This is a genomic window from Paenibacillus sp. E194, assembly GCF_000935845.1.
Classification (GTDB): Bacteria; Bacillota; Bacilli; order Paenibacillales; family Paenibacillaceae; genus Paenibacillus_B; species Paenibacillus_B alvei_B.
On the sequence record NZ_JMDX01000189.1, the window covers coordinates 1 to 11,248 of the forward strand.

At 45.4% G+C, this 11,248-nt stretch carries 11 protein-coding genes; 3 read left to right on the top strand and 8 right to left on the bottom strand.

What is annotated here, in order from left to right; translation table 11 throughout:
• The 7 genes from AZ66_RS21375 to AZ66_RS21405 all read right to left on the bottom strand — a co-directional run.
• Positions 1–1,687 (bottom strand): DUF11 domain-containing protein (locus AZ66_RS21375; protein WP_044356683.1); only part of this gene is annotated, 1,687 nt, incomplete at its 3' end.
• A gap of 140 nt (positions 1,688–1,827) precedes the next feature.
• Positions 1,828–2,679, bottom strand: coding sequence for a GNAT family N-acetyltransferase (locus AZ66_RS21380; protein WP_044356670.1), 852 nt, complete (start codon positions 2,677–2,679; stop codon positions 1,828–1,830).
• A 112-nt stretch (positions 2,680–2,791) separates the two neighbouring features.
• Positions 2,792–3,289: a DinB family protein gene (locus AZ66_RS21385; protein ID WP_044356672.1), complete on the bottom strand. Its 498-nt coding sequence runs from the start codon at positions 3,287–3,289 to the stop codon at positions 2,792–2,794.
• Positions 3,290–3,304: 15 nt separating this feature from the next.
• Positions 3,305–3,829 carry a HugZ family pyridoxamine 5'-phosphate oxidase gene (locus tag AZ66_RS21390; protein ID WP_331436924.1) on the bottom strand — a complete coding sequence of 175 codons (525 nt, stop codon included), beginning with the start codon at positions 3,827–3,829 and terminating at the stop codon, positions 3,305–3,307.
• Positions 3,807–4,619 (bottom strand): ABC transporter ATP-binding protein, encoded by an 813-nt coding sequence (locus AZ66_RS21395; RefSeq protein ID WP_044356674.1) that lies wholly within the window; start codon positions 4,617–4,619, stop codon positions 3,807–3,809. Before AZ66_RS21395 ends, AZ66_RS21390 begins: the two co-directional genes overlap by 23 nt.
• A gap of 3 nt (positions 4,620–4,622) precedes the next feature.
• Entirely contained in the window at positions 4,623–5,618 is a 996-nt protein-coding gene (locus AZ66_RS21400) for a FecCD family ABC transporter permease (RefSeq protein WP_044356675.1), read from the bottom strand.
• A gap of 14 nt (positions 5,619–5,632) precedes the next feature.
• Positions 5,633–6,625 carry an ABC transporter substrate-binding protein gene (locus AZ66_RS21405; protein WP_044356676.1) on the bottom strand — a complete coding sequence of 331 codons (993 nt, stop codon included), beginning with the start codon at positions 6,623–6,625 and terminating at the stop codon, positions 5,633–5,635.
• 266 nt (positions 6,626–6,891) lie between these two features.
• Between AZ66_RS21405 and AZ66_RS21410 the strand changes: the two genes are divergently transcribed.
• Complete coding sequence (locus tag AZ66_RS21410; RefSeq protein WP_052648734.1) at positions 6,892–7,401, top strand: C40 family peptidase; 510 nt, start codon at positions 6,892–6,894, stop codon at positions 7,399–7,401.
• A 589-nt stretch (positions 7,402–7,990) separates the two neighbouring features.
• Positions 7,991–8,878 carry a fructose bisphosphate aldolase gene (locus AZ66_RS21415; protein ID WP_044356677.1) on the top strand — a complete coding sequence of 296 codons (888 nt, stop codon included), beginning with the start codon at positions 7,991–7,993 and terminating at the stop codon, positions 8,876–8,878.
• A 173-nt stretch (positions 8,879–9,051) separates the two neighbouring features.
• Here the strand turns inward: AZ66_RS21415 and AZ66_RS21420 are convergent, their stop codons facing one another.
• The gene (locus tag AZ66_RS21420; protein WP_044356679.1) at positions 9,052–9,936 is read right to left on the bottom strand and encodes a LysR family transcriptional regulator; all 885 of its coding nucleotides are present in this window, start codon (positions 9,934–9,936) and stop codon (positions 9,052–9,054) included.
• A 139-nt stretch (positions 9,937–10,075) separates the two neighbouring features.
• Between AZ66_RS21420 and AZ66_RS21425 the strand changes: the two genes are divergently transcribed.
• Positions 10,076–11,230, top strand: coding sequence for an MFS transporter (locus AZ66_RS21425; protein ID WP_044356681.1), 1,155 nt, complete (start codon positions 10,076–10,078; stop codon positions 11,228–11,230).
• Positions 11,231–11,248 lie beyond the last annotated feature (18 nt).

Sequence of the window (11,248 nt, forward strand, 5' to 3'; positions counted from 1 at the left end):
GGGTTACGACAATAATTATGTTTACGGTCTCTCCCGGGGCTAGGGAACCAATATCATTCGTAATTGTTGTGCCATCGAACGAAATCGTACCTTGATCCGTCTCAGCAGATACAAAGGTTGTGCCTGCCGGCAGCGGATCGTTCATGACAACATTGGTCGCTGTGCTCCCTCCAATATTGGAGACAAATATAACAAAAACGAGCTCTGAATTTACTGCTACGATTGGGGGAAAGTCCAGCTTCTCAATTTCTAGAATTGGAGGTGGCAGAGGATTTACGGTATTGACTGCGGTTGAGGAAATGATGCCGGTCTGATTTGCTTGGGCTGAAGCTGTATTGGATATGAGTCCAGCAGCTGTTGCCAGCACGGTAATATTGACGGTAACACTCTGACCAATCGGGATCGTCCCGATATCTACGGTAACTGTTCCAGCAGCAAACGATGCCGAACCTTGCGTAGTTTGAACCGATTGAAGCGTTACACCAGCTGGTAGCGGGTCAGTAAGTACAGTGTTCACAAGCGGGGAGTCTCCATCGTTGCTGACGACAATGGTGTATACAATCTCTTCTCCAACGGTGACTGTATCAGGAAAAGAGGTCTTCTCCAGCAGCAGCGTCGGTGGAATATTGTCAATTTGAATCGCCAGCAGATTGACAGTATATCCGTCGCCATTCGTTCCGAATTGAATCGCTGCTGAAGTTTGCCCGTTCACGAGACTGTTGGAGATGCTTACGTTGGAAATATCCCATCCTTGGCGATTCCCCTCAATGATGTTGGATCCCGGCTGCCCAGGTATCGGATTGCGATCCCCAAACGTAGCAGGCGGGTTGATATTTCCGTTATCATCGTAAATTAGTGATTGAAAGAAATTGTTCGTAAATCCAGCGGGTTGCGGAATTGTTGTAAGGCTGGCAAGGGTTGGGCCGAAACGTACGAAATCTCCCGTAATCGCCGCGTCTCCTTCTTGAGCGCTAACGAGCAGGCGGCCGGTAATAGGACCTGTTGATGGAGTTTGGAAGTTCCCAATCATTTCATTGACTGGTGGAGAAATGGCTTGAATCGGGACGTTCCCGACATATAAATTCATGCTGCGGAAAGGCAATGCAGGATTCACGTATACGACACCGAGTGACCAACCTGCGAAACTTGTCGTATTCGGATCTGGAACCAGTGTTCCAACGATTTTTCCAGCCCCATATGTTCCTGCACCGCCACCTGCTACAAGCGCAGTAACGTTGGCAGAACGCACATATCCTAAATCACCTTGAATATTAACGGCATAATTAAAGAACGTCTCTGGCTGAATATTGAACATTCCTGTTGGTGTACTGAATCTGACCGGGTCATTCAACCGGGCCGATAAATCCTCGCCTCCCGGTGTATTGATCAAATAAGTCCCGCCCCATACTAATTCAGCATATACAACCGTACTTCCAGGCGGGAGAACGAGCGAATTTGTTGAAAAATTTATCATGTACATATTCGTCGTTCCCCCGCCAGTAGCAGGACTGGACGGAACCGTGCCGCACATTACAGTTGGATTATTTATAATAAAAGAGCCGATCGCATCAGCCGTACCCGGTGTACAAGCAGGAGAAAATCTAGAGGCGCGGCTAATACCTAGAGAATTCCCAGTGAACGTAATCGCACCTCTTGTTATCGTACTGAAGCGCAATATAAATGGCATTGTTTACACATCCTTACAGCATACGTGATAGTGTGATCATTATATTCTGTACGTACGCTGATAGTTCATTGACCCGATGTAGGCTTATCCATCCAAGTCCCTCAATGAGGGGAAATCATTGATTGCAACTACAAAATTGTTTATAAATGCAAATACATTTCATATTGCTCGAGCTCATTTCGATTGAATCCATGCTTAGCTACAAAGCCTTCTAGATAATGATTATTCGCAAAAGAAATCGATACCCGCTCTGGCTGCTTCTCTCTTATCATGGTCATAAGCATATCGGTAGCAATCCCCTGATTTCGATATTCAACATCTACGTAGAGAAAACTAACCTTGCCACTATCATTTATACATAAATCTCCAATTACCTTGTCGTCTTTATAAGCTGCGACATAGTTATTGGTGTCAGACAACCTCATGTAATCCAAATCATTCTGCCAATTGATATGTGAGATGCGCCAATTGTGTACATGCTGCTCAAAACATTCGAACGGAATTGGCTTAATTTCAAGCCCCTTAACATTTCTGCCTACCATACTGGCAGGATGATGCAATGTAAAATAGGTAAGATCGTATACTTTGGAGTAGCCTTTCTTTTTATAGAATTGGATCGCTCTGTCATTCCCAACTATGACTTCAAGGAACAGCTGCCCACAATCGCACTCCACTGCTCTAGCCTTGTGCAGCTCGAACAATTTTGAGCTCACTCCGATTCCACGATAATCAGGATGGATTGCAAGTGCTCCACAGCGCATCGTTAGTCTGCCTTCATATCTCTTCAATCCGCCTAGTATCAACCCGACTGGTCGTTCCCCATCCATCGCAATATAGGAATTCTCTAACTGATTGCCTTCAACGCCAAAGAAACGAGTCTTGAACATCTCTTCGGTGATATCCATCTTCACGATATAATCAGAAAAGCCGACTGTAAACGCTTCATAAATCATTGAAATATCGACTTCTGAACAATCCAGGTACTCAACCATCTACCATCATCCTCCAGTCCATTCCTCTCGGGACATATCTTACTCCACACAAAGAAAAGAAATCAACCAAAAGGTTGATTTCAAGGTAGGTCAATCTAACTTACATGTAGGTTCAATGTAAAGTTGCCGGGGCAGACCTCTGCTGCTTCGCTGAGATGGAGGCGGGATTGGTGTGCTTAAGTATGAAGGCAATTTGCCCAGCATGCAGACTGGTATGATACAACAGGCGTCCAACCGCTTGCAGCGGTGTGATCGTTCCCATTGGCGACTTCATCGGAACATGCCAAGCTTGTTCGGGCAGCGTACACATCGCTTGACGAATATGATCTTGCGAATGTTGAATCAACTGCAGCATTTCAAGAATGCTTGTATATCGATTCGGGTCTCCTGACGGCCCTCGACTCGTTCGAATTTCCACATCCGCAGGCAACTCTTGGCCAAAATACCAATCTGCAAATAAAAATTCCACCTCTGCATTATGTCTAATCATGTAACCAATTGTGGCACTGCCCACTCCATAACTCAACTCATCATCAGTCAGTTCCTGAATCATATTATAGAACCGTTCCTGGATGGCATCCCATATGACCGATACCGTATCATACGTCATTTCTTCATCTCCCTCCTACGTTGTGCGAATTCGTTCAGACGGTTGATGCCCATCTCTTGCAACATGATCGAAGCGCAATGCTTCCAAATCAATATCGTAGGCTTGGCCAAACCCAGCAACATATCGTCCTTCTGTAGGTGTCAGTTCAAACAATGAGAAATCAAGTCCTCTAAACGTTTGAATTTGACTAGTTCCAAACGACGCCTCAAACTGAGCAAATATGTCCTCATCCGCCTCATTGTCCAGCTTCACCGCATGGCATGCAAAGCGAGCACGTTGTCTAGCGAACATGTTTCCGGACTTGGACTCATCTTCAATCATAAGAACATCTACACGCGGATTCTGCTCAAGATACCGATAATGCTGGGCAATTTTACTCAAATAAATATACAGCTTGCCATCCATCCGTACATAGGGGGCGTATGAGCCAAACGGAGAGCCATCATCGGCAATTGTGCTGAGCACTATAGATTGAACACTATCAATAAAATTCATATATTTTTGTTTCATTTTGTCATTATCCTGTTGCTTCATTCCCATTCCTCGCTTCCTTATTCCATTTATTCAACACATGTATTCGTGGATGTTCTCGATCCGGTAAATACTGAATATCTGCATCTACCCCATATACACTGCGAATCAGGTCTGATGTAAATACCGTACTCGGAGTACCACAAATGCGGATTCCCCCGCTCTGGATGACACATACTCGGTCACTGTAGGCACTCGCATGATTCAAGTCATGCAGCACCATAACGACAGTTAAATTCAGATCACAATTTAGCTTGCGAATCAATTCCAGAACTTCAAGTTGATGCGCGATATCGAGAAAAGTCGTTGGTTCATCCAACAACAGCACTTTCGGCCGCTGGGCCAGCGCCATTGCAATCCATGCGCGCTGAGCCTCTCCGCCTGACAAGGATACTACCGTTCTCTCCTTATAGGAGGTCATCCCCGTTTGCTCCATTGCCCAGCAGATAATCTCCTTGTCCTCATCATTCATCCGTTCATACCATTTCTTATGAGGCATTCGCCCATATCCAACCAGTTCTTCTACGGTCATATCCGAAGGGCTTGAATTGGATTGGCACAACATGCACATGATCTGCGACAACTGTTTCGAGCTGAACTGCTGCAATTCCTCATTCGCAATACAAATTCGCCCACTATCACAGGGAATTATACGAGTAATTGCCTTCAGAACAGTAGACTTACCCGACCCGTTAGGGCCGATGATCGTAAGCACCTCGCCTTCATTCACATCAAGCGAGAAATCGTGCACAATCTGCTTGTTCCCATAACGAATATTCAGTGATGACATATGCAGCATCGGTCAGGCATCCCCTTTCCGCATCAAATATAAGAAGTACGGCCCTCCTACCATAGCCATGACAATTCCTGCGGGGATCTCTACAGGACTGAAGATTGTTCGACCGATGGTATCAGCGATGAGGAGCACCATTGAACCAAGAAATAGACTAAGAGGAAGACGATAACGATAGTCAGAGCCAATTAGTATTCTCGCAATGTGCGGCACAAGCAGACCTACGAACCCAACAAGTCCGACCGTGGACACGGATATCGCCGCTAAATAGACCGCAATAAAAGAAAGTAGGATTCGAATATGAGTCAGATTAAGGCCTAAATTGTGTGCCACCTGTTCGCCCAATCGTAAAATATTCGCATGCCGTATACATAGCAGTGCTGCTGCCCATCCTATCAACGAATACGGAAGGATGACGAGAACATCTGCCATACTAGTACTGGATAAACTCCCGTTCAGCCATTGCAGAGCAGCAGGAAGCCTGTCGCTATACAAGATGGAGAGCAGCCCAATCATTCCTCCAAATACTGCATTCACAGCTACCCCTGATAAAATGATGCGCACAGGCGTTAAACCAAAGTGCTTCTTCCATGCGAGTCCATATACCATAAGCGCTGCGATACTGCCCCCAACAATTGCCGCGAGCGGAACCATCGAATAGTACCCAGGAATAACAAGCATAATGAACAGTACCGTTACTGCCGCACCGCTCGATACTCCAGTGAGTCCTGGATCTGCAAGCGGATTGAGCACCACTGCCTGCATTAGTGCGCCTGAAGCGGCCAGATTAGCACCAATAAATAAGGCCATCAGCACCCTCGGAATGCGAATATCCCACAATATCGTATTGGAGACATCATTCCCGTATCCGAGTACAGCATCTAGCGTTTCCTTCATACTGAACTGCACGCTCCCAATCCCGATGGAGAGCAGCGTCAGAATGGCAAGCAGAGCAACAGCTAGAAGGAGTAGGATATATTTATGTCGTGACGTACTCTTCTTCACTCCGTAAGAACCCCTTATTCACCAAATAGGATGTGTGCCATATCTTTATAGGCTGCAGGCGCCTTGACTATAGACGCAATACTGTACAATTTGGAATCAAGAGCCTTCAATTTTCCATTTTTAAAGGCATTCATTTTCTCCCAAGCGCCATTCTTCTTCACGTCATCCTCAAATTTCTTGGCAACCGCATTCGGATCGCCGTGCGCAACCAGCAAGATGGCATCAGGATTTGCAGCTATTACACTCTCCATATTGAGCGGTACATAGTCCTCCGACTTCTTCATTACGTCAGACAACACATTTGTAGCACCCAAATTGCGAGCAATACTTCCGGCGAATGTATTGTCATTCATTAGCATCAAGGCTTCTGCTGAACCGAACAGAATCATAACCTTTGGTGCAGGCTTGCCCTTCACGGAATTGAGTACTGCCTGCTCCTCATGCTGAATCTTCTCCAGATAAGCATTTGCCTTGTCTTCTCGGCCGAACACACGTCCTAGTACAGTCGTTGATAATTTCAACTGTTCTAGGGAATCTGCCGGCAAATAAGCCGTAGGCAATGACGCTGGCTTCAACTTCTTTTCAATGCTGTCTTTAATAGACATTGGGCTTACGATTACATCTGGCTGCAGTTTAGCGATTTGCTCGAGATCAGGCTGGTGTGAAGAACCGACGCGGGGGACGTTATCAAATGCTTCTGGCAGTTTATTGCTTGACTTAGGAACACCGGCTGGCGTTACCCCGATTTCGTTCAAAATCTCCGTAATGGAGACTGATAATGTCACAATCTTCTCTGGCTGCTTTTTACTGAATTGCTTCAAGAGCTTCTCCACTTCAGGGTCTGCTCCCGCCTTCTTGTCAACCTGGCTTGACGGGTCTTGACCCGAAATTGTTGTCGACGCAGCCGCAGGTACCGAACCTGCCTCCTTCGACTCCCCCTTCGCATTCCCGCAAGCTGCAAGCACGACGATCATGAGTGCGATGACCCCATATTTAATTACATTCATTGATTATGTAAGCCTCCTTATTACCTTATGTATGAGAATAATTATCACTTGTATGATAACGATTCTCATTATATAGATATTGATTCTCATTATCAACAAGATTTTTAATCTGATTCTCATTTGATTATCATAAAGCTCAATTTTTATTGTAGTGGTGCGGGATATACGGATCGGTGGGAGATTATGGACGCAAAAAGATATGCTATGCTGATTGCGAGTCAATTAGTCGGCTATCACATTTGTTTATCCATAAGGAGGATTACAACATGAACAACATCATGGCAACACGAATGGGAAAAACTCTACTCAGCATCGGAATATGCGCAACGCTCGCCTTGTCGGGTAGCATTGTTAGTGACGCTGCAGTCATGAAGGTGGAAGCAGCCTCCTCTACTTCCGTAGCAAATAAAGTGATTCAAACAGGCAAGAAATATATGGGAACTCCATATGTATTCGGTGCAAAATCAGGAAGAACGAGTGCTTTCGATTGCTCTTCCTTTACGCAATATATCTTCAAAAAGCATGGGATTAAACTACCGCGCTCTTCCAGAGAGCAATCGCGAGTGGGTACGAAAGTCTCGAAGAGTCAATTGAAGGCGGGAGACCTTATCTTCTCTGACACGAATCGTGATGGCATCATCAATCACGTATCGGTATATATGGGCAATAACAAAGTCATCCACACATATAAGAGAGGTGTAGGTGTGACGATTTCCAAATTTAAAGGCAGCGCATGGGACAAGACCTTTAAAACAGCACGTCGTGTGATTAAATAATCGTGAATGTGGGACTAAGTATATCGATTATGAAAGTACTATATATGACGCTCAATAAGATTTGAAAATTGGACGAGCACTTACATTCAGTTGTTAAGTAAAAGAAATTATTGCAGCAAAATAAATAGAGGAGCCCATATCATTCGGATATGAGCTCCTCTTCTTTTTACCCTTCCGAGGAATGAAGATGGATAACGAAGAATATATTGTCCCCTCCAACTTCTCCCCCTAACCTACTTACGCAGCTCCCATTCCTCATTATCGGTTCGATATATGTTCAAATCCAATCGGCTCACACTGCGGCAGCAGCGCTTATGAACTGGTGGTGATATCATGTGCCTCTTTTAGAGAGCCTTATTCATGTCTGTGCATAGAACGATTATTTATTGTACAATATAAGAAACTCTACCTGACGTATGGGCAAACCTAACCGATGAACGAATGCTTCTTGATTGGTTCAATGCGGTTTGAACGTCCTAGGCTCATGTGAACGCGTCAAGTTCTGTTTCTATAGTGACCTCACTCTTAGATACGCGCGTATACGAAGTGTCGAGGTCATCCATCCCACACATAGGAAGGAGAAACATCAATGAACAAGGAACAAGTGGAACGAATTCATACGGGAGAGGGTTTTATTGCAGCCTTGGATCAGAGTGGCGGTAGCACGCCGAAGGCTCTGCTGCAATATGGGGTTACAGAAGATCGTTACTCCAATGACGAGGAAATGTTCGAGCAGGTTCATGAGATGCGTACACGCATAATTACAAGCTCGGCATTTGATTCGAAGTACATATTGGGGGCCATCTTATTTGAGAATACGATGGATCGGACGATCGATGGACAGTTTACCGCAGATTATTTGTGGGAAAAGAAAGGCATCGTTCCTTTTTTGAAGGTGGACAAAGGATTGGCTGATCTTGAACAGGGTGTTCAACTGATGAAGCCTATGCCTGATCTGAACGACCTGCTGAAGCGTGCAGTCGAGAAACATATTTTCGGTACGAAGATGCGCTCAGTCATTAAGGAAGCGAACGCAGAAGGAATACGTAAAGTGGTCGAACAGCAATTTGAAGTCGGCATGCAGATTTGGTCGATGGGACTTGTCCCTATTATTGAACCTGAAGTCGACATCTATAGCAAGGACAAACAGCAATCGGAACAAATATTGAAGGATGAGCTTCTGAAGCAATTGAATGCGCTTGGCGAAGACGTAAGAGTCATGCTGAAGCTGTCCATCCCTACTGTCGATGATTTCTATCGTGAATTGATTGAAGATCCGCATGTGCTCCGCGTTGTAGCCTTGTCAGGCGGATACGATCAAGATGAAGCGAATGAAAGACTGGCCCGCAATCATGGACTCATTGCCAGCTTCTCACGCGCCTTGTCGGTAGGATTAACAGCACAGCAGACAGCTGAGGAATTCGATGAGACTCTGTCCCGCTCTATTCATTCCATCTACGAAGCCTCCATAAGCTAACACGAATGCTTCCATGACGGACATCTCAATAAGCAGTGGACGTCATGTGTAAATATGATAGGAACTCCCGCGAATGCAGCCATTCACGGGAGTTTTTGTTTACTTAACCCTTAACTATCCCGGCAGTACAAGATGAGATCCGATATATAGACCAAGGATTGTTCGTATTCCATTCAATTAGTAGATTGAGTGGTACCTTCCCATGAACGCAGCTGATTACTTGTCAGAAAGGCTTCAATCGTAGGACTAACCGTTCGATAGACCAGACTGATCGGACGACTTGTCGCCTGCTTCACTGGTCTGATCGCCATTTGCTCATTGGACTGAAACAACAGCTTTGGCCCAATCGTAACACCGATCTCTTGGGATACCATGCTCATAATCGTGTTACAATGCAGGACTTCCAACATCACATTTGGCGTCACCCCATGATCGGACAGATACTCCATCACTTGTGAATGATAGGATGCCAGAGGCATGATGAAATCGACACCCTCAAGCTGCGAGATATCGATTGTGTCCAGCTGTGCAAGTGGGTGCTTCGGCGACATACCGATGACAAGCTCATCTTCATGAATGAATACTTGATGCAGATCTTGGTTCTGTCCCGCATTTATCATAAATCCAATATCCACAGTTCCCTTTCGAATCCATTCTTGAACTTCTTCATACGTTCCCTCAAATAAAATCACTTTCACACGCGGATGAAACTTTTTGATTTGTGCAATCATCGGTGGCAGCAATTGTGACGCTGCACTTGTAAAAGCACCGATTCTAAGCAAACCTTCAAGCTGATTGTTCTCTAGCGATACTTCCTCGCGAATAATTGCTTCACTGCGCAGAATTTGCATCATATGCGGAATAAGACGATCTGCTAACACCGTCGTACTAATCTTAGCTTGCTTGCCTCGATTCAGCAGCGCATGACCAAGCTCCTTCTCCAAACTCGCAATCGCATGGCTAACCGCAGACTGAGTCATATTCAACTGCTCAGCAGCCTTCGTAAAATTCCCCTGCTCCACTACCTTCATGAACACTTCATAGCGCGCCAATGTCATGAGTTATCCTCATACCTTTCATGCTAAACATTAATTTCACTAATATAAGTATACTCGATACAATACATTCAGAACAGATGCTTGCTCTTACAGCGATCCATGTGTTTCATGCATATTATTCATAAGGTTGGTGATCATCTTGAGAAACATTACTCTTCTACTATTCGGCATGTTCGCCTTAGGTGCTGATGCCTATGTGATGGCCGGAATACTCCCCCTTATCGCAGGAGACTTCAACATTTCTATTGGTGCAGCAGGGCAATCGGTCAGTACGTTCACCCTCTGCTATGCCATCGCAGCTCCATTCTTTGCAGCTATCTTAAGTCGAGCGAATACGAAACATATTTTACTTGCTGCATTATCGCTCTTTACATTGGCCAATATCATGACTGCGATTACGCATCATTTTGGCGTATTGCTAATATCTAGGGGAATAGCTGGAATCGGAGCGGGGTTATATTCGCCATTGGCATCCTCTGCGGCCGTTCATCTTGCTCCTGAAGGGCAGCGGGGCCGAGCCTTAAGTTTAATCTTGTTCGGTATGAGTGCTGGAACCGTTATCGGCGTGCCATTAGGGATTTATATTTCTTCCTTGTATAATTGGCGATTGACAATGTGGTTTATTGTAATTGTCGGTCTCTTGGGCATAATGGCACTAGCGAGTCAGTTTCCTACAATTCAGAGCAATAGCTTGCCGACGTTGAGCGATAGATTGTCGCTGTTCAAAAATAAGCAAATCACGCTTGTAATGCTTGTTACGGCGATTTTAAGCTTTTGCAGCCTAGGATTATATACGTATTTGGATCGAATCATCGCCGCATTCGAATATGAGCAATCGATTTGGTTCATTTGGATGTGGGGGGTGGGCGGAATCGCCGGAAGCTTCTTGATTGGCTCAATCATGGATCGATATAAGCGTCCGCGAACGATTATGCTTATTCTCATCATTGTGCTCATGTTGTCCATGATGCTCATGGGTATTGTTCATCAAAACGCAGCAAGTCTCGCTTCCCTGCTCATGCTGTGGGGTGCGGCGGGTTGGGCGTCCATAGCTGCCCAGCAGAAAACACTTGTTGAAATCAGTCCAAGCCATGCAACAATCTCTATCGCACTGCTTAGCTCGATGAACTATTTGGCGGGATCTGTCGGTACAATGACCTTCGGTGCCTTGCTTGAGCGGAATGCGGATCCTGCCAATCTCCCCTATCTCGCAGGAATGGTTCTCGTCGCTGGATTCTTGCTTCAATGCTTATTCATGCACAAGGCACGAACCAGAAGCCGCGCATCAGCATAAAGTGCCCACTACAAAGAA